Raw genomic sequence first — 19,890 nt, forward strand, 5'->3', positions numbered from 1 at the left:
CCTTCCACTAATCCACATGAAGTTGATGTTCTCCTTCAAGGCCTTCTCTATCTTACGGCTCGAGTAGATATTATCCATATATCCGTAGACAAGAACTTTTAGTAGCATCTTGGGATGATACCCAGGCTTACCCTCCACACGGTAGGTACTGATAAGCTCACGTAAATCGATCTGCTCAATAATCTCATCCACTATACGAACGGGATGGTCCTGAGGTACCAACTCATCGATAGAGGGCGGGAAAAGCCAGAGTTGGTCTTGGTTGTATTCTTTGAAAGTAGGTCGCATCTTGTTGATTATCAGTAATAAAGATACAAAATACCTCCTAATTATACAACACTAAAACCTCCTAAAATGAAAAAACCGCCTCAATTTAGTATTGAGACGGCTTCTTTTTTTATATGAACTCTAGGTAAGGATTAGACCCTTCGACCTGTCAAAAGGTTAATGATGGCCAACAGGACTATGGCACCGACTGCCCCGGTTAAGATTTGACCAATAATAGCGGTTCCAAAGGTAGCTCCAAGTAGCCAATATCCTATGAATCCACCCACAATACCTACGACGATATTTCCGATTAGTCCTAAGCTTCCTCCTTTAAAAATTTGTGATCCTAGCCATCCTGCGATAGCTCCAATAATTAATGTCCATAAAATTCCCATAATATTATTTTTTTTTTGGTTCACTAAAAAGCTATCCACTCTTATGCCAGTAAGGAAAGAGATGGGAATTATGGAAAATTTTCTAAGCGCTTTTCCTTAGTTCTTATGATTTGCTATCAATCCCAAGTGGGTGAAGTGAAAACCCCGGTGGTACTTGAGTCCATAGCCCAGCATTCTGTCAAAGGAACTATGCGCTAGAAGTACTGTGCCCCCAAGTTGCAACCACTGTACTTCCACAACATGACCTGCACATAGCAGTGCTACTGCAACCCCTAAATGATGGAATGTATTGTAAAATACTGCACCAATCTTGTTGGAAATCAAGTAGCCTAGCATGGAGAGGTCCGGTGTAAAGAATAGAAGAGCAAACATCCACCAAGGGAAACTAAGGGTGGTGGAGAAATAAAGTGCAGCCAGAAATAGTGCCGCCCATTCAAGTTTAAGTAATGTATTCAATGAGGAAGAGTTTGTTAATTAGTCCCTAAGACCAGTTTAAAGTTACCGTAGTGCTGGTGAAATTTATATAAATGCAAATGCTGCCAATAGTAGATTCCCTATAATTTATTTACCTTTGCCCACGATATTTAAAAAGTTTAAATAGTAACGCAGTCAATACGGACTGCATAAGACAGTTAATTTATGAATGCTCCAGAAGCAATTATTGAAAAAGTACTTTTAAAGGATGGTAGAGAAATTACCATCGAGACAGGACGTCTAGCCAAGCAGGCTAACGGATCTGTAGTAGTAAGAATGGGAGGCACTATGTTGCTTGCTACCGTAGTAGCCAACAAAGAAGCAAATCCAGGGGTAGATTTCTTACCTCTTACGGTAGATTACCGTGAAAAGTTTTATGCTGCCGGAAAAATTCCAGGTAACTTCTTTAGGAGAGAAACCAGACCTTCCGATGAGGAGGTATTAACCATGCGTTTGGTAGACAGGGTTTTAAGACCACTTTTCCCTGCGGACTTTCACGCCGAAGTACAGGTGATGATATCGGTAATCTCTTACGATCCGGAAGTAATGCCAGAAGCGCTTGCAGGACTTGCAGCTTCCTCTGCTATTGCAGTAACTGATATTCCTTTCAATGGTCCTATGTCCGAGGTTCGCGTAGCCCGAATTAACGGCGAGTATGTTACCAATCCAAGCATGGCAGACCTAGCAAATGCGGATTTAGACATCATGGTAGGCGCAACCAAAGATTCCATTGTGATGGTAGAAGGCGAAATGAAGGAGGTTTCTGAAGCAGAAATGCTGGAGGCCATCAAGTTTGCCCACGAAGAAATCAAAACCCAGGTCGAGGCTCAGGAAAGATTGGCCGGCAGGGTAGCCTCTTCTCAAACTAAGAGAGAATACCAACACGAGACCCACAACGAAGAGATTCGTCACTTGGTGTGGGAAAAAACGTACGATAAAGTATACGAGGTAGCAAAAACACCTACAGGCAAGGAAGCACGTCACGAGCGTTTTGCCCAGGTTTTGGAAGAATTCCTTTCCCAGTATTCTGAGGAGGAGCGCCTGGAAATCGAACCTTTCGCTAAAGTATACTACCACGATGTAGAAAAAGAAGCGATGCGTCAAATGATTCTTAATGAAGGAATTCGTCTCGACGGTCGTGATTCTAAGACCATTCGTCCTATATGGAGCGAAGTAGATTATCTTCCAGGGGCGCACGGATCCGCGGTGTTCACTCGTGGAGAAACCCAATCCCTGACTGCCGTTACCCTTGGATCGGTGAAGGATTCCAATATGGTAGATTCCGTAGCAATAAACTACGACCAAAAATTCTTCCTTCATTATAATTTCCCGCCATTCTCTACCGGAGAAGCACGTCCACTCAGAGGAACTTCCAGAAGGGAAGTAGGACATGGGAACTTAGCGCAAAGAGCGCTTCAAAATATTATTCCGGCAGAAAACCCATATACAATACGTATTGTTTCTGATATCTTAGAGTCCAACGGATCTTCCTCTATGGCTACCGTTTGTGCAGGAACCCTAGCACTTATGGATGCAGGTGTTCAAATCACCAAACCGGTTTCTGGAATCGCTATGGGACTTATCACTGATCCTAAAACAGGTAAGTTTACCGTGCTTTCGGATATCTTAGGAGATGAAGACCACTTAGGGGACATGGACTTCAAAGTAACTGGAACAAAGGACGGTATTACTGCCTGCCAGATGGATATCAAGATACAAGGGCTTTCCATGGATATTATGGAGACTGCTCTTAACCAGGCGCGTGAAGGACGCCTACACATTTTGGGAGAAATGCTTAAAACTATTGATGCACCAAGAGAAGATGTGAAACCACATGCACCGAAAATGGAGATACTTGAAATCCCTAAAGATTTCATAGGTGCGGTAATTGGACCTGGAGGAAAGATTATTCAGCAGCTTCAAAAGGATACGCAGACGGTTATTGCTGTCGAGGAAATAGGTGAGATTGGACGCATCGAGATCGCCGGAACCGACCGCGCAAAAATCAATGATGCAATAGCACGAATCAACGAAATTACATTTGTACCTGTTGTTGGTGAAGTCTACAATGGCAAGGTAGTGAAAGTGATGGATTTCGGAGCTTTTGTAGCTATCGCTAAAGGAACCGAAGGACTACTTCACATCTCAGAGATTGATTGGAAGCGCACCGATAAGGTACCGTATCAAGAGGGTGATGAGGTAGAAGTTAAATTCCTCGGCTACGACGACCGTAAGAAGATGAAACTATCTAGAAAAGTTCTTCTGCCTAGGCCGCCAAAACCAGAAGGAAAACCTAGAAGAGACTCAGAATCAGGTGAAAACAAGTCGCAAGACACCCCTTCTGAGGGCATCTAAAATAATAACCATGCAGGTCTCTGATTATTTCAGAGACCTGCTTTATTTTCTGTTAGCACTAACCCAGAGAAGAAAAAATGGCGCAGTTCTTGAATGGTATGATTTAAAATAAATTATTATGAATCCAACATTATTAAGAAGACTCCTATTATGGGTAGCTCCACTGGTTATTGGCTACGTGGTAAAGAAATACGAAGAGCGTCAAACTAGAAAGCAGCAACTCAAAAGGCAGGTGGAAAAAATAACTGCCTAAAAACACAAGACACCCTATGGGGTGTTTTTTTTTGCTGATATATCTCAAATGTAATTTCTTGAGCGGCTCTATATAATACCCTAACTTTGTTATATATAGAATAATTCAAAGACTATGAGTTTTCCCACCGACCTGGAAATAGCCCAACAAGCACCCATTAAGCACATCCGTGAAATTGCGGAGAAAATAGGAATTGCCCGAGACGATTTGGAATACTACGGCAAATACAAAGCAAAAATTCCTCTATCCTATTTAAAGGAAGATAAGATAAAAAAGGCAAAACTTATCTTGGTCACCGCTATCAATCCAACCCCAGCTGGGGAGGGAAAAACGACGGTCTCGGTTGGCTTATGCGACGGACTCAATAAGATCGGCGAAAATGCTCTAGCAGTGCTGCGAGAGCCCAGCTTAGGGCCTGTTTTTGGAATTAAGGGCGGCGCCGCAGGGGGTGGCTACGCACAGGTGATTCCTATGGTAGATATTAATTTGCATTTTACTGGAGATTTTGCTGCTATTGAAAAAGCCAATAATTTACTTTCCGCTCTAATCGACAATAACCTGCAAAGTAAATCGCGTTCCCTGGGGCTGGACCCACGGACAATCACATGGAAACGGGTGATGGATATGAATGACCGTGCCCTGCGCCATATTGTGGTAGGTATAGGAGGAGCCCAAAGCGGTATCCCTAGAGAGGAAGGCTTTAACATCACTCCCGCCTCTGAGGTGATGGCTATTTTATGTCTTAGCAAGGATTTTAAAGATTTAAAGGAGCGTCTTGGAAATATATTTATAGGATATACGTGGAGCAAGAAACCAGTGTACGCCCGCGATCTCAATGCCCAAGGTGCGATGGCTATTTTACTTAGAGATGCTATCAAGCCGAACTTGGTTCAGACCCTGGAAGGAAACCCTGCGATTCTCCATGGCGGTCCGTTCGCTAATATAGCCCAGGGGACCAATACCATAATAGCTACTAAAATGGGACTCTCCCTGGCGGACTATGTGGTGACCGAAGCGGGATTTGGGGCTGATTTGGGAGCTGAGAAATTCCTTCATATAAAATGCCACTACGGAGATCTAAAACCCGATGCGTACGTAATTGTAGCCACTGTGCGGGCTCTACGTTACCACGGAGGAGCGGTACTAAAGGCGCAGTATGATGTAGCGGACCTACAAAGCGTTCAAAAAGGGATGGCCAATTTGTTAAAACATATTGAAAATGCACGGAAACTGGGATTGCAGCCTATTGTAGCAATCAATCACTTTGCAAGCGACTCCCAGGAGGAACTACAGTTTATAGAAGAGGCTTGTGCTGCTGTGGGCGTACGCGCCCTAGTCGCTGACGAATTCACGCAAGGAGGTGAGGGGATGAAAGATCTGGCCCGGGAAGTAGTACGCTGCGCCAAGGAATGCGGTAATGATTTTAAACCGCTCTACTCTGTAGAAGACTCTCTGGAGCACAAGATTGAGACGATCGCTAAGGAAATCTACGGTGCGGAGGGCGTAAATTATTCACAAAAAGCCAAAACGCAACTAAAGACCATTGAAGAACTGGGCTTTGACAAGCTCCCGGTATGCATGGCCAAAACCCAAAAATCACTCTCGGATGATGAAAAAAAGATCGGCAGGCCGGAAAATTTTAAAGTTACAGTTCGTGAGTTTGAATTTGCTGCCGGAGCGGGCTTTATTATTCCCATCTTAGGAGATATGATGCGCATGCCGGGACTTCCAGCCATTCCTGCAGCAGAACTTATGGATATAGACGATTTCGGAGTGATTACCGGTTTAAGTTAGGTCAATTTTAATTGATTTCAGAAAATAAAAACAAGCATTTGTTTAAATTTTAATGAATTGATAACGTAGTGTTTATGGTTGTTGGTGTATGGTTCACAGGGTTGTGAGCAACTATTTGGCACAATGTTTTCAAGATACTGCTCAGTAAAATTAAAATCATTAAGCAGTAAAATTTAAAATTATGAAATCATTAAAAAAATCAATTTTAGCAGTAGGTATCTTGGGTGCAGGTCTAATAAGTGCTCAGAGTGCCGATATGAAAAACATGATTAAAGTAGGAGCCAATGTAGGAATAGCAGTTCCACAGGAAAATGCATCCGCAGCATTGGGTCTGGATGTGGCGTACCAAAATCTAGTAACTCCAGGGTTTGGGCTAGGTATAGCCACGGGATATACCCATTACTTTGGTCGCGAGAACACTGTAGGTGGCTTAGCGGTAGATAATAATGATTTTGGTGTAGTTCCGGTAGCTGCATTAGTTCGTATCTATCCGAAACAAACCGGATTCTATTTTGGGACCGACCTTGGTTACGGTTTCATCACCGGGGATAAGCAAGTAGCTTCCAATACCGTAGTAGCAACCGAAAGACCGGACGGAGGACTTTATATCAAACCAGAAATCGGCTACCACAACAGAGACTGGAATTTCGCAGTGCAATACCAGAAAGTATTCACCGGAGATAAAGGTGAAATAGGAGACCAAAAGTACAATGCTGGCGCTTTAGGCCTAGGAGTATCTTATAATATTCCTTTAGGTCAGTAATTAAGTAACACAGATAATGAGAAGGACCTTTCCCACGTGGAAAGGTTTTTTTAATTTCTTTTACAAAAGTTTTTTATCTTTGAGAGTAAACCATTAAATATGAATTATAAAACATATTTTCCACTGTATTCTCCTGGAAGAGAGTGTGAAATAAACCGTAATAACACCCTTCTCACTGCCGATGTACGCTCGGAAGAAAGTACTGTGGCGGTTTTCGAATGCCGGCAGGGTGAAATTGTGGAGAAGCAGTCCCTTACGCTAAGTACCCAGGAGTACACTTCCCCATCCGAATTGTTGGCCAAAGCCATAGAAAGCCTAAAAGCAGAGCACGTTAAGAGAATTTCTCTTGCTGTACCGGGCCCGGTCATTGCAGGATACTGCGAGACGCCGAACCTACCTTGGAGTGTAGATGCAGGAAAGATCAAGGAAGAGATGGGCTTTGACAAAGTATATCTTATCAATGATCTCGAAGCCACGGCGTACAGTCTTGCGGAAACCAATGGTGCGCAAATGCAGCTTCTTAACGGCTCCTCCAAGGCCCATTCTGGAAATGTAGCTATTTTGGCTCCCGGCAACGGACTTGGCGAGGCAGGACTATTTTTTGACGGGGCGTATCTGCGTCCTTTCGCAACCGAAGGGGGGCATACCGAATTTGCACCGCGCAATGACTTTGAGGTCCAGTTCTATCAGTTCCTAAATAAAATATATGGAATCGTAACCTGGGAAAAAGTCTTAACAAAGGAGGGGTTGTACAATATTTACCGCTTCCTGCGAGACATAGGGCGCCATCCAGAGGAAGAATGGCTTCAGCAGCAGATTGCTGCCGAAGGGTTTTTGCCCGCTCTGATGCACGCTGCACAGGAAAAAAAATCACGCCTGGTGAAACTAACAATCAATATGTTTTTAGAACTATTGGCACGTGAGGCGAATAATCTGGTCCTAAAGCTTAAGGCCACGGGCGGATTAATAATTACAGGAGAAATAACCGATGTGCTTTATCCCTTGATTGACAAAAACAAGTTTTATAAGAGCTTTTTGATATCCGACCGTATGGAGCACTTACTGGAGGATATACCGATCTATGTTCTAAGCAACGAAAAAAGTATTCTCGAAGGAGCGGCATACTACGGTATCTTTTTTGAGCATCAAGATTCCTAGAATTAAATGAAGATATAGGCCCCTTAGTAGGGCCTTTTTGTATGGAAATGATAGTGTATGTAATTTCAGGCCTGGGCGCAGACTATAAAGTATTAGAACGACTGGAGTTTCCTGAAGGTTTCACTGTGCAGTTTATTCCTTGGCTTATGCCCCAGCGCAATGAGACCTTTGAGAGCTACACCAGCCGTATGGCAGAGAATATAGACGATTCCAAACCTTTCGTGCTATTAGGCTATTCCTTTGGAGGTATACTGGTTCAGGAAATTCACCGAATTAAACCGGCTGTGAAAGTTATTATTTTGGCTTCACTGCGCTCAGGCAAGGAAAAATCGGTACTGCTAAAGGTGGGTTCTTATACCGGAATAACCAGGCTGATTCCGGAGGGTCTTTTTAAAAACGAGTCCAATTACCTCTACCGCTATTTCCGAAAGCTTATCGCCTCGGACCATCCCCGTCTTAACGAGTATTTCACTCAAAGAGATCCTTACTATCTGAAGTGGAGTGTAGAGAATATTTCGCGGTGGAATGCCGACCCTCAAGACAAGGTAATACAAATCATGGGAGACAAGGACCAAGTATTTCCAATAAAAAACTGCAGACCTGATTTCGTTATTCAGGGAGGTACGCATCTTTTTCCCGCAACGAAAAGTAGGGAAGTAAATAAAATACTTTTTTCTGTGTTGGAGAAATGTAAGACACTGAGCATATAGCAGTTAGCTTTTTGTTTATGCCAGCCAAATACCGGGTTTTTTAACTTGGCTAAATTGTTATATTTGCACGAGATCAGATAGTATGCAGTCAATAAGTATTTTTGAGATAATTAAAGTGGGCATAGGGCCGTCTTCTTCACATACCATGGGACCCTGGAATGCAGCCGAGATGTTTTTAGATAAAATAAGAAGGGAGAAAAGCCTGGAGGAGGTGGAAGAAGTACATGTGGTTTTTTACGGCTCACTTGCTAAGACCGGAGTAGGACATGGAACCGACATTGCAGGAATGCTAGGACTAAGTGGTGAGAATTTCAAAACTATAGACACCGCACAGATAGATTCTAAAGTCGAACGGATTAAACAGAGTGGCTTTCTAATTCTCGGAGGTGAAAAGTCCATACCCTTCCGATACGGTGAACATCTGGTGCTGGATAAAACCAAGTCCTTGCCCTTTCATCCTAACGGCATGATCTTCACTGCCACGTTTAATGACCACAGTAAATTAGTAGAGGAATACTATTCTGTAGGAGGTGGGTTTGTAGCCACACCTGAGGAGAATTCTATTGAGCAGGTCTGTACACGCACCCTGTATCCATGCCATAGCGGTGCCGATATCGAACGCTACACCAAGGCTCTGAATCTCTCGCGTGTATCTGATCTGGTTTTTCTCAATGAAGAAAGTTGGAGGAGCGAAAAGCAGACACGCGATGAAGCCTTGTATATCTGGCAACAGATAAAAGAATGCGTCTATAAAGGGACACACCGCACCGGGATACTTCCGGGCGGTCTAAATGTAGTGCGCCGGGCCGCGGATCTTAATAAGAAACTACTGTGTGAGGGAAATTATTCGGGATTGGAAGAGTGGATGGAACTCCTTCTAAAGTGCGAGCATTCCTTTAATACCATAAATAAGTGGGTGTCCTGCTTTGCACTGGCCGTGAATGAGGAAAATGCAAGCTTTGGAAGGATAATTACAGCACCTACCAACGGCGCCAGTGGTGTGATTCCTGCCGTTCTGATGTATTCGCAAATCTTTACCCGTTTTCAGGGCGAGGATGCTATTATAAGATTTTTATTGGTGGCGGGTGAGATAGGAACACTATTTAAAAAGAACGCCACCATTTCTGCTGCTATGGGAGGATGCCAGGCAGAGGTGGGTGTGTCCTCGGCCATGGCCGCTGCCGGACTGACTGAAATTATGGGAGGATCGGTGGGCCAGGTCCTGATGGCAGCAGAGATAGCTATGGAACATCATCTTGGTCTTACCTGCGACCCTATAGGAGGGCTGGTACAGATTCCTTGTATTGAGCGCAACTCCATGGGCGCAATCAAGGCCATTACGGCGGCAAATATTGCCATAGAAAGTGATCCTTCGAAGGCGCGTGTGACCCTGGATGAAGTGACCCGATCTATGTGGGACACTGCCCAAAGCATGAGCGAGCGTTTCAAGGAAACCTCCGAGGGAGGTCTGGCCATTGCCGTAAATGTACCTGAATGCTAACGCAAGGGTTTATGATCTAGTACAGCGCGTATAGCATTAGCCTTCTCAATTAGCTCTTCAAGTGCGAGTTTATCGCATTTTTCAAGGGCACTTTGGAAAAGTTGGAGCTGATGGATGTGCTCTCCAAGAACTTCCAGCACGTTGGTACGGTTCTGCATTAGAATGGGAACCCACATTGCGCCGTGGGACTTAGCCAGTCGCACGGTACTGGAAAAACCAGAACTTGCAAGCTGAAAAATCGTCTCTTCTTCCTGTTCTTTCTCCAGTACAGTATTGGCAAGTGCATAGGAGGTCACGTGCGAGATATGCGAGATGTATGCGGTATGGATATCGTGTTCACGGCTGCCCATATAAAGCAAGTGCATCCCTAGTTCCTTAGTGAGCTCTTGGGTTAGAAGCAGTGCATCGTGCGCACTGTACTCTGCGTCGCAGATTACTCCCGCCCGTCCTTCAAAACTTTGCGTAGTGGCAAACTCCGGACCGCTGTTTTCTGTACCCCACATGGGGTGAAAAGCCACATACCGACGTCTGTTGGGATGCGTACGCACCACACTGCAAATCTTCTCCTTGGTGGAACCCACGTCGATCACTGTGTGCTTTTCGGTGCACAGATCCAATATTTTAGGCAAAAGGGTAAGGGAGGCATCAACCGGTACTGCCAAGATAATGAGCTCAGATTCTTCCACAGCCTCGGCAAGTTCTCTCTCCGCATCAATTAATCCCCTCTGAAATGCCTGCTGAAGGTGCTTTGGGTTCTTATCTACTCCCAGTACGTGGGTGACTTTCCCTAGCTGCTTGAGTCTAAGAGAAAGAGATCCTCCGATGAGTCCTACTCCTATTAACGCGCATGTCATCTACCGTACCGATTTTATGCTTTTAAAAACGGCCTCTTCCTTACACTTTATATAGGTAATCTCCAGGCGTGGATTCTCTTCTGGATACTGCAGTAGATAGCTGGGACAAGGTTTTTTCTGTGCCTGGCTACGGGTAAAATCAATGGCTCCCTTCGTTAGGATGCTGTCGCGTAGGAATTCCTCAGAGAGCTTTAAATTCTTCAGACTTGCAGAAAACGTGGGTTCGTATACAAATTCCTTGCTGAGGGTTTCGGCAATGACCCTGCTGTTGGGAAGATATCCCGAGCAGCTGGCTCCTTTTTTATTGAGTATGAAGGCCACTAAAAGGAGGCCGGGAATAAGTCCTAAAAGAAAAAACTTGAGCTTGCGCATAGAATAGAAAATCTAAAAGTAGGGTAACAGTGCGTTAGAAAATAAGAAGATTGATATCGTGGTAGGTTAAGTTAAAGCGCTCGCAAATACTTTTTTTAGTATGACGTCCCTTATACATGTAGAGGGAATCCTTCATCTGATTGGTATGCACCAGCATGTTTTCAAATCCTCCCTCCTGATCGTAATTTAAAAGATAGGAAAGGAAGAAGTTGGAAATAGCTTTGGTGGTAGTCCTAGGGATTCTTGAAGTCAGGTTAGGCAGGCCGCAGTGGATGACTTCATGCTTGATGAAATACGGCTGCTCCATAGTGGTGAGTTCCGAAGTCTCCGAAACCTTTCCGTGGTCGATGGTAATGTCTATGATTACACTGCCTTTTTTCATTTTGACCACCATTTCCTCAGTGATAACTGGCTGTTGGTTCATACGTGCCAAGGCACCGATGACCACATCGGCTCTGCGAAGACTTTTTGCAAGCTCTTTAGGATCAATAATGGAAGTGGGTACTCTTCCATCTACCAACGTATGGAGTCTTCTTAGTTTAGAGAGTGAGTTGTCAAAGACCTTGACCGTGGCGCCCAGTCCTATGGCCGCCTTGGCTGCAAATTCACCCACGATTCCTGCTCCGATGATTACTACTTCGGTGGGCCGCACACCGGTAATCCCTCCAAGCATAAGACCGTTGGAGAGGGAAAGTAGCTCGCTACTGTACAGTACCGATGCGGTGCCGGCAATTTCCCCAATGAGACGCACAAGAGCGCGCTGGTGGTAGTCGTCGGTGATGAACTCAAATGCAATGGCATTGACTTTTTTCTCCGCAAGCTTCATGAAATACGCCGTGTCCCGTAAATTGATCTGGAGAGCAGAAATAAGGTAGGTGCATGGCCGGAGCATATTGATTTCTTCCAAAGTAGGAGGATTGATCTTCATTACCAAATCTTGGGAAAAAGCCTCCGATGGAGAATCTACAATAATAGCCCCTGCCTCGCTGTACTGCTGGTCGGTAAAAAATGAACCTAAACCCGCACCGGCTTCGATTCGTATTTCGTGCCCGTGCTGGGAGAGCACCTGGACCGCATCGGGAGTGATGCACGTGCGCCTTTCATTCAGACAGGTTTCTTTGGGTATACCAATACTGAATTTGGGATTTTTTTTGATGACTTCCAGCTTCTCTTCTTTAGGCAATAATTCCTGTTCGCTGAATGGTGTGAAAATGTTTCCGCTCATAGCCGGGCACTGTAATGGATTAGAGTGCAAAGATACAATATTCCCTCAAGGAAGGTGCCTTAGTTGAAAGTTACACTGCGTACATCGTCTTGGACGCTGATTACCATGTGGTGGTGGGGATAATGCTGGAGTTCTTCCTCATAGATTTCCGGCCATTCGATAATGCATAGGTATGCGTCTCCAAAGTATTCTTCCAGTCCTATATCCATTACCTCTTGCATAGATTTAAGCCGGTAGAGGTCAAAATGAAAAACCTTTCCAAGAGGAGTGTGGTACTGGTTAACTAAGGCATAGGTAGGGGAAGAGACCTCATCAGAACTTCCCAGTGCGCGCAGCAGTGATTGCGTAAAAGTGGTTTTTCCTGCACCCAGGTTCCCTTTGAGTAATAGTAGAGGATGGGTTAGCTCAACGGCTACTTTCTTAGCAAAATCTTCCCAGTCCTTTAGCGAATATAGTACGGTTGTCATGAATTGTCTTACGGTTATTTGTATATAAAAGTGTAAATCGTACCCGACTCCGTGATATACCCTCGATACATTCCTGCCGTATTGAACGGTAGGGCCACATTTCCTTTGGAATCCAGCGCTATTAAGCCTCCGTCTCCTCCTAGGGATGCAATATGTTCAATAGTCTGTGATGCTGCACTTGCTACATCCAGGCCCTTATACTCCATTAAGGCGGCCAGGCTTCGTGCTGCAGTGGTACGTATAAAAAATTCTCCCCAACCCGTGGCAGATACTCCTACCATATGGTTTGCGTAGGTTCCTGCTCCTATGATCGGTGCATCACCAATTCGGTTCCAACGCTTATTGGTCATCCCGCCGGTAGAGGTTCCCGCAGCCAGGTGCCCTTTTTGGTCCAGAGCTACGGCACCCACTGTCCCAAACTTGTAGTCGTGTAATGCCTGCGCCTTTATACTGTTACTTGCGGAAGGGTCTTTTTTCTCGGATTGTCTGGCTTTTTCCAGCCCTTTCCAGCGCTCCTTGGTGTAGAAATAACTCGGGTCCACAATCTCGAGTCCTACGGACCTGGAAAACTCCTCTGCACCTTTCCCGGAGAGCATTACATGTGGGGAGTGCTCCATCACAGCAATCGCTGCGTTAATGGGGTTTTTAACTGTCTGTATGCCACTTACTGCGCCTGCTTTAAGAGAGTGTCCCAGCATGATGGCCGCATCCATTTCGTTTTTACCTTCGTGGGTGAATACGGCGCCTTTTCCTGCGTTAAACAAGGGAGAATCTTCCAGTACCATTATGGCTTTTGACACAGCCTGCTGGGCATCTTCACCATTTTGGATTGCGGTAAATCCCGCCTTTAAGGCCTGTGAGAGGGCTTGGTGGTAAAGTCTTTCTTTTTCTTCTGATAGCTGGCTTTTAAGGATGGTCCCGGCGCCTCCATGAATGACCAGCACGTATTTTTCCTGCCCTGTGAGCAGTCCTGCCCACAAAAGGACAAGAAATACTATGGATTTGTACATGCGAATAGATTTGATTCAAATGTACTAAAAAAGACATTTAATGATTGGTTAGGATCCCGAATTTTCCTCTCGGTCCTTCACCTTTCCAAATACGAGCTTTAAGATCACTGGAAGGGTAGTTACCAAAACTAGTACAAGGACGATAGATCCTAAATGGGCCTTGAGATCGATTCCAAATTCTACTATAAAGAGTCGGTCCAAGTAATGTCCTGCAAAGACAAGGGTATAGGACCAGAGAAATGCCGAGAAGATATTATCGAACAAAAACCTTTTTTTGTCCATCTTGACGATTCCTGCTACAATGGGAACAAACGTGCGAACAATAGGAAGGAAGCGGGCCATGATGATGGCCAAACTGCCGTGCTTTTCAAAAAAGTCATGTGCCTGAAAAAGATACTTTTTTTTAAAGAAAAACGAATCTTCTCGTTTATAGAATGCGGGTCCGGTTTTATACCCGAACCAGTAACCTACCTCGTTGCCTAGAATGGCGCACAGTGCTATACAGGTGGAAAGTATCGTAGTATCGAGAAATCCACTCCCCGTAGACCCGAAGGTCGCCGAGATAAGTTCCACGGAATAAATTCCCGAAATAAACAACAGGCTGTCTCCTGGTAGGAAAAAACCTACAAAAAGCCCGGTCTCTGCAAAAATGATGAACATTACCAGCCAAAATCCGCCAAGCTTGATGTAAAATTCAGGATTAATCAGATCTTTCCAACTCTCAAAATGTTCCATGCAGTAATCGAATATCTACAAAAATAGCGGAAAAAGCGCTTTGCTAAAACAAATTAAGATTTTTTAACAACACGAATATTAAAGTGGAAAGCCTCATGCGCATTTCAGCATTCCGCCTGTCCTTTTTCCAGCTTGTGCAGGAAACTGAGTGAACCCGCACGCTAAAGAAATTGTAAAGAGGTATATGAAACGGTACCACTACGGCTTTTAAAGTTCCATTGAATCGCTCTGAGCCCCTGATCCATCGGCCATTAAGAAAGCTTTCAGGAAAGGCGTGAGCCCTCCGTTCATCACACTTTCTACATCTGAAGTCTCATACCCGCTCCTAACATCCTTGACTAATTTGTAGGGGTGCATGACGTAATTCCGTATCTGGCTTCCCCATTCAATCTTCATCTTATTAGCCTCGATTTCATTACGCGCCTGCATACGCTGTTCGAGTTCAATTTCGTAAAGACGTGATTTGAGGAGCTGGAGCGCCTTCTCCTTGTTTTGAAGCTGCGAGCGGCTCTCTGAATTTTCAATGATGATTCCGGTCGGGGCATGCCGAAGACGAACGGCCGTTTCCACTTTATTGACATTTTGACCTCCAGCACCTGAGGAGCGCATCGTCTCGAAGGAAATGTCGGCAGGGTTGATCTGAATGTCGATCGTATCGTCAACTAACGGATATACGTATACCGAGACAAAAGACGTATGGCGTTTGGCATTGGAATCAAAAGGAGAAATACGAACTAGCCTGTGCACTCCGTTTTCTCCACGCAGGTACCCAAAAGCAAATTCGCCTTCAATTTCGAGTGTCACCGTCTTGACTCCTGCCACATCGCCCGCTTGGTAATTGAGTTCCTTGATTCGATAGCCCTGTTTTTCTGCCCACATGCTGTACATGCGCATAAGCATCGAGGCCCAGTCGCAGCTTTCTGTTCCTCCAGCACCTGCAGTTATCTGCAGTACTGCGGATAGTTCGTCTCCTTCGTTAGATAGCATGTTTTTAAATTCCAAGTCCTCAATCTTCTCCACGAGCCTTGGATATTCCTGTTCGAGTTCCTCAGCACTTTGGGGGTCTTCTTTTGAAAATTCCAGTAGGACTTCCAAGTCTTCTTGCATGGTGGAGAGAGTCTCGTACTGCTCTACCCACTTTTTCTTGCTTCGAAGGTTCTTTAGAAAGGCCTCGGCTTCCTTGGGGTGGTCCCAAAAGGTAGGATCAGCCGTTTTCTCTTCTTCGTTAGATATCTCAATTCGCTTCTTCTCTATTTGGAGGTAACGGTATAAATCATCGATACGCGCCTTGGAATCACGCATTTGGTCGGTACTAATCAATGGTCGGGTATTTTTGCAAATATACTATTTTTTAGGCTCGAGGATAGCAGAGACTCAAGGGGTGGGAGGCATCTTATGGTGGTCAAACCCAATCTTTCTGCGAGGCGCTTCTTTTACACGGTAGGTATCAAGTTCCTTTTTAAGCGCTTCAATTCGGCGTGCAAACACATCGTAATCGCTTGCAGATACTTCCCGAATAAACTGCTGGACGGAAGAGAGATATTCGTCGGTAAGTTTGGTAGCTGCCTGGCGCAGGCTGTAGTCGAGCATAGTGGAGTCAATTCGAAGTTGGTTGCTCTTGTGGCGAAGGTACTGCGTGCGGAGCCGTTTTTTAAGGCTTTGTGTAAAATCAATGACCATCGTGTTGCTAAAGAGCCGCATCTGCGCTGCATAGTTCTGCCAGAAAGGTTTTTTGTCTGCACCATTGAATTTCAGTATTTCCATCAAGGCCGAGTCCTGCTCCAGGTTTAGTGTCATATAGCGAAGAATCATCTGTGCACGTTCGTCGGCATTGGGCGGGAATACCGGTATTCGGACATCCATGCGTCCCGGTGCAAAGACCTCATTGTCCATACCCTCCAACTGATCTGCCGAGACGATCATTAATAGATTCTCATTAACAAAATGGTGAATGCTGTGCAGAATCATGTCCTTGGTGTGGGCATATTGGGAGTCCACACCCGATTCTGCGGCAATTTGATCAAAGTTCTCCAGGAACAGCACAACCTTATTGCCTTTCATCATGCTGCTGAGATAGTCATTAAAATTAGTTTTATGCCCGTCCACAAAGGATGTGCCTAGGTAGGATTGTTTCACTTCCTTGAATTGGTACCCAATAATCTGCGCGATCTTTCGTGCCCAGAAAATACGTCCCGATCCTTTTGGACCGTAGAGAATGATCCCTGCCGGCTTATTGATGCCCCAATCGTAAGCCTGCTGAGGATCGATGAAAGGATTAAGCATTTCTGTGATGTAGAAAAACAAATCCCGGTAGCCTATAAAATCCCGGCGCGCCAAAGGCGTCTTTCTTCCGAAATAATCGTATACAAATCGGTAATTGCCTCCCAGTTCGTGGTCAATCCCGTAACTGGATACTGAAGAACGGTACATGCCGCTCTCATAGAGGTTGGGAAGTTTACGTTTTATCACCTGCTCCACCTTATCCACCGGTTGGTTGATTTCCTGGGCTATCTGGTCGGAGGTTTTCTCTTTACTTAAGTCCTTTTCGTAGTTGCGCAGAAATTTTTGATTCTCCCTGGCAAACTTGAGAAAATCTGGCTTGACGGTTAGGTCTGGGTGCAAGCATTCGGAAAGTTCCAAATCAAAGTCTTCGATAAACTGTTTTATGCTTTCGGTACTAACCTCAAGCTCTTGGGCAAGTTCAGTGATTTTCATTGGAAGGAAGATACAAAAATGATGCAAAATGAGTGAATGCGGTCGGCGCTAGGGATTTGGAGATGGTTTTAAAGGAAAATATTCGCTAAATCCTGAATGAATTTCTTGCAAGTCTACACAAACAAATTAGTAAATTTGCCCCTTATCGGGACTTAGGAGCCCATTAAAGGAAAAGCACACCACTATGACATCGAACGAAATACGCCAAAAGTATCTGGATTTTTTTGCCTCTAAAGGACATACCATAGTTCCTTCTGCACCCATTGTACTTAAAGACGACCCCACCCTTATGTTTTCCAATTCAGGAATGACCCAGTTCAAAGACTACTTTCTTGGATATAAGGCGCCTTCCAGCCCGCGAATCGCGGATTCTCAAAAATGCCTTCGCGTTTCTGGGAAGCATAACGATCTGGACGATGTGGGACGCGATACCTACCACCATACCATGTTTGAGATGCTGGGTAACTGGTCTTTTGGGGACTATTTTAAAAAAGAAGCAATTGATTGGGCCTGGGAGCTTCTTACCAAGGAGTACGGTATTTCTAAGGACGATATCTATGTGACGGTATTCGAAGGCGACACGGCGGAGGACTTAGCTAGAGACCATGAGGCTTTTGACTACTGGCTTGCCCACGTATCTCAGGAGCGTATTTTAAACGGAAACAAGAAAGATAATTTCTGGGAGATGGGAGAGAGTGGCCCTTGTGGCCCTTGCTCGGAAATCCACTTGGACCTTCGTACCCCGGTGGAGAAAGCACTTCTTCCGGGAAGTGAACTGGTCAATCAGGACCACCCTCAGGTTATCGAGATCTGGAATCTGGTTTTCATGGAGTACAACCGTAAAGCAGACGGGTCGCTGGAGAAATTACCGGCAAAACATGTAGATACTGGAATGGGCTTTGAGCGCCTCTGCATGGCACTCCAGGGTAAAACATCCAATTACGATACCGATGTATTTACGCCCCTTATTGATAAAGTAGCCCAGCTAACAGGCAAGCAGTACGAAGGGATTTTGCAGAACGACAAAGATACAGCCATTCGGGTGGTAGTTGACCATATCCGTGCGGTTGCATTTGCCATTGCCGACGGGCAGCTTCCTTCCAATACGGGAGCAGGTTATGTCATTAGAAGGATACTTCGCCGCGCCATATCCTATAGTTACCGCTTTTTAAAAGCGAAAGAACCAGTGCTTTTTGAATTGGTCGAAGTACTTGCCACTCAGATGGGATCGGCCTTCCCGGAACTGGTAAGGCAGCAGAAGCTGATCTCTGAGGTCGTACGCGAGGAAGAGCAATCCTTCTTAAAAACCATTGAGACCGGACTTGTGCGTCTTGACCATATCCTGAAAGAAACCGTAAATTTAGGCTCTAAGGTAGTTTCCGGAGAAGCCGTCTTTGAGTTGTACGATACGTACGGATTTCCTGCCGATCTTTCCCGCATCATTGCCGAGGAGAAATCCCTTAGCATAGACCAGGAAGGATTTGAAGCGCAAATGCAGCTGCAAAAACAGCGCTCAAAGAAAGACTCTAAATCCAAGGTATTCGACTGGGTGATCCTGGAGAATGCAGCACAAAATTTTGTGGGTTACGATCAGTTAAGTGCCACCACACAGATTGCACGTTACCGGAAAGTAGAAAATAAGGACGGGGAGTTTTATCAGATCGTCCTTACCACCACTCCTTTTTATCCTGAAGGCGGTGGACAGGTGGGCGATAACGGTATTCTGATCCCTAGCTACGCTGAAAACTTCAACATAGACCATCCAGAGCATTTTGATCCAGAGCTAAGTGAGGAAGTGGTCGAAGTCCTAGAAACCCGTAAAGAGAATAATCTTATCATTTCGCTTATTAAGACTCTTCCTAAGGATCCAGGAGCAGTCTTCTACGCGCAGGTTAAATCTGCTGCGCGCACCAGTACGCAAAGCAACCACAGCGCCACCCATTTGCTTCACCAAGCACTGCGAGAGGTTTTAGGAACGCACGTGGAACAGAAAGGCTCGTATGTGGGACCGGATTACTTGCGCTTTGACTTTTCGCATTTCTCCAAAATCACTCCTGAGCAACTGCAAGCCATTGAAAATTTGGTAAACGAGAAGATACAAAGTGCACTGCCTCTTGAGGAATTTCGTGACATTCCACTCCAGGAGGCATTATCTAAAGGAGCAATGGCTCTGTTTGGAGAGAAATACGGAGATTCCGTTCGGATGATACAATTTGGAAGTTCCATGGAACTCTGTGGAGGCACCCATGTAGGGAATACCTCGGAGATCGGAGCATTTAAGATCCTTGCGGAAGCATCCGCAGCTGCGGGCATTCGTCGTATTGAAGCGATCTCTGGAGGGGCACTAAGGGCGCACCATCAAGCAGTAGAGAAAGCCATGAACGAGCTCTCGCAGATGCTTAAGAGCAAGGACGTGCTTAAAGCAGTGGAGAAGCTCCAGTCGGAGAACACCCAATTGCGTACGGAACTCGACCAGCTAAAAAAGGAGCAGACCAAGAATGTACTCTCTGCTTGGAGTCAGGAGTTCACTCGGCAAGAGGGTAAAAACCTTCTTGTAAAACGTACTTCCCTGGATTCTCAGAGCGTGAAGGACATTGTATTTACTCTTAAATCTCAGGTAGAGAATGCCCTTATTGTCGTGGTAAGCGACCATGGAGGTAAGCCCCTTATTACGGTGGGCGTTTCTGCTTCACTGGAAGCAACCTATGCTGCAGGATCGATCGTTAAAACCCTATCTAAGGAAATTCAAGGCGGAGGCGGCGGAAATGCAGGCTTTGCCACTGCAGGAGGAAAAGATCTGAGTGGAATTGAGCGCGTAGTAGAGAAGGCACGGCTATTATAA

Annotated in this window: 19 protein-coding genes; 8 read left to right on the plus strand and 11 right to left on the minus strand. The window is 45.2% G+C overall.

Features of this window, described 5'->3' with window-relative positions; all coding sequences use genetic code 11:
• The 3 genes from IC612_RS00005 to IC612_RS00015 form a co-directional block, all read right to left on the minus strand.
• Positions 1-288, minus strand: a 288-nt coding sequence (locus IC612_RS00005) for a transposase (RefSeq protein WP_194738117.1), incomplete at its 3' end; no start/stop codon positions are given.
• A gap of 131 nt (positions 289-419) precedes the next feature.
• Entirely contained in the window at positions 420-662 is a 243-nt protein-coding gene (locus IC612_RS00010; RefSeq protein ID WP_194738118.1) for a GlsB/YeaQ/YmgE family stress response membrane protein, read from the minus strand.
• 96 nt (positions 663-758) lie between these two features.
• Positions 759-1,118: a DUF4260 domain-containing protein gene (locus tag IC612_RS00015; protein WP_194738119.1), complete on the minus strand. Its 360-nt coding sequence runs from the start codon at positions 1,116-1,118 to the stop codon at positions 759-761.
• A gap of 183 nt (positions 1,119-1,301) precedes the next feature.
• On the opposite strand from IC612_RS00015, the gene IC612_RS00020 reads away from it, so the two are divergent.
• The 7 genes from IC612_RS00020 to IC612_RS00045 all read left to right on the plus strand — a co-directional run bounded on the left by IC612_RS00020 (position 1,302) and on the right by IC612_RS00045 (position 9,670).
• On the plus strand, positions 1,302-3,491 hold the full coding sequence (locus tag IC612_RS00020; protein WP_194738120.1) for a polyribonucleotide nucleotidyltransferase: 2,190 nt from the start codon (positions 1,302-1,304) through the stop codon (positions 3,489-3,491).
• Between the two features lie 118 nt (positions 3,492-3,609).
• Positions 3,610-3,744 (plus strand): hypothetical protein, encoded by a 135-nt coding sequence (locus IC612_RS10035; RefSeq protein ID WP_262892241.1) that lies wholly within the window; start codon positions 3,610-3,612, stop codon positions 3,742-3,744.
• A 114-nt stretch (positions 3,745-3,858) separates the two neighbouring features.
• A complete protein-coding gene (locus IC612_RS00025) occupies positions 3,859-5,538 on the plus strand; it encodes a formate--tetrahydrofolate ligase (protein WP_194738121.1) in 1,680 nt (559 codons plus the stop codon).
• Between the two features lie 181 nt (positions 5,539-5,719).
• On the plus strand, positions 5,720-6,301 hold the full coding sequence (locus IC612_RS00030) for a hypothetical protein (RefSeq protein WP_194738122.1): 582 nt from the start codon (positions 5,720-5,722) through the stop codon (positions 6,299-6,301).
• A 99-nt stretch (positions 6,302-6,400) separates the two neighbouring features.
• Positions 6,401-7,459: a glucokinase gene (locus tag IC612_RS00035; protein ID WP_194738123.1), complete on the plus strand. Its 1,059-nt coding sequence runs from the start codon at positions 6,401-6,403 to the stop codon at positions 7,457-7,459.
• Between the two features lie 41 nt (positions 7,460-7,500).
• Positions 7,501-8,169, plus strand: a complete 669-nt coding sequence (locus tag IC612_RS00040) for an alpha/beta hydrolase (protein WP_317173969.1) — start codon at positions 7,501-7,503, stop codon at positions 8,167-8,169.
• An 82-nt stretch (positions 8,170-8,251) separates the two neighbouring features.
• Complete coding sequence (locus IC612_RS00045; protein WP_194738124.1) at positions 8,252-9,670, plus strand: L-serine ammonia-lyase; 1,419 nt, start codon at positions 8,252-8,254, stop codon at positions 9,668-9,670.
• On the opposite strand, the gene IC612_RS00050 is transcribed toward IC612_RS00045, so the two are convergent.
• The 8 genes from IC612_RS00050 to IC612_RS00085 all read right to left on the minus strand — a co-directional run bounded on the left by IC612_RS00050 (position 9,667) and on the right by IC612_RS00085 (position 17,048).
• On the minus strand, positions 9,667-10,524 hold the full coding sequence (locus IC612_RS00050; RefSeq protein WP_194738125.1) for a prephenate dehydrogenase: 858 nt from the start codon (positions 10,522-10,524) through the stop codon (positions 9,667-9,669). The genes IC612_RS00045 and IC612_RS00050 overlap by 4 nt on opposite strands.
• Complete coding sequence (locus IC612_RS00055) at positions 10,525-10,896, minus strand: hypothetical protein (RefSeq protein WP_194738126.1); 372 nt, start codon at positions 10,894-10,896, stop codon at positions 10,525-10,527.
• A 34-nt stretch (positions 10,897-10,930) separates the two neighbouring features.
• Entirely contained in the window at positions 10,931-12,121 is a 1,191-nt protein-coding gene (locus tag IC612_RS00060; RefSeq protein ID WP_194738127.1) for an alanine dehydrogenase, read from the minus strand.
• Positions 12,122-12,180: 59 nt separating this feature from the next.
• Positions 12,181-12,588 carry a tRNA (adenosine(37)-N6)-threonylcarbamoyltransferase complex ATPase subunit type 1 TsaE gene (tsaE, locus tag IC612_RS00065; RefSeq protein ID WP_194738128.1) on the minus strand — a complete coding sequence of 136 codons (408 nt, stop codon included), beginning with the start codon at positions 12,586-12,588 and terminating at the stop codon, positions 12,181-12,183.
• A gap of 14 nt (positions 12,589-12,602) precedes the next feature.
• Complete coding sequence (locus tag IC612_RS00070; RefSeq protein ID WP_194738129.1) at positions 12,603-13,598, minus strand: isoaspartyl peptidase/L-asparaginase family protein; 996 nt, start codon at positions 13,596-13,598, stop codon at positions 12,603-12,605.
• Positions 13,599-13,646: 48 nt separating this feature from the next.
• Positions 13,647-14,333 carry a DedA family protein gene (locus IC612_RS00075; protein WP_194738130.1) on the minus strand — a complete coding sequence of 229 codons (687 nt, stop codon included), beginning with the start codon at positions 14,331-14,333 and terminating at the stop codon, positions 13,647-13,649.
• A 207-nt stretch (positions 14,334-14,540) separates the two neighbouring features.
• Complete coding sequence (gene prfB / locus IC612_RS00080; protein ID WP_407676047.1) at positions 14,541-15,635, minus strand: peptide chain release factor 2; 1,095 nt, start codon at positions 15,633-15,635, stop codon at positions 14,541-14,543.
• Between the two features lie 72 nt (positions 15,636-15,707).
• Complete coding sequence (locus IC612_RS00085; protein ID WP_194738132.1) at positions 15,708-17,048, minus strand: AAA family ATPase; 1,341 nt, start codon at positions 17,046-17,048, stop codon at positions 15,708-15,710.
• A 184-nt stretch (positions 17,049-17,232) separates the two neighbouring features.
• Here IC612_RS00085 and alaS point away from each other — a divergent pair, with 184 nt between their 5' ends.
• Entirely contained in the window at positions 17,233-19,890 is a 2,658-nt protein-coding gene (gene alaS / locus IC612_RS00090) for an alanine--tRNA ligase (RefSeq protein WP_194738133.1), read from the plus strand.

Origin of the sequence: Planobacterium oryzisoli, from assembly GCF_015354315.1 — a bacterium.
Taxonomy (GTDB): Bacteria; Bacteroidota; Bacteroidia; order Flavobacteriales; family Weeksellaceae; genus Planobacterium_A; species Planobacterium_A oryzisoli.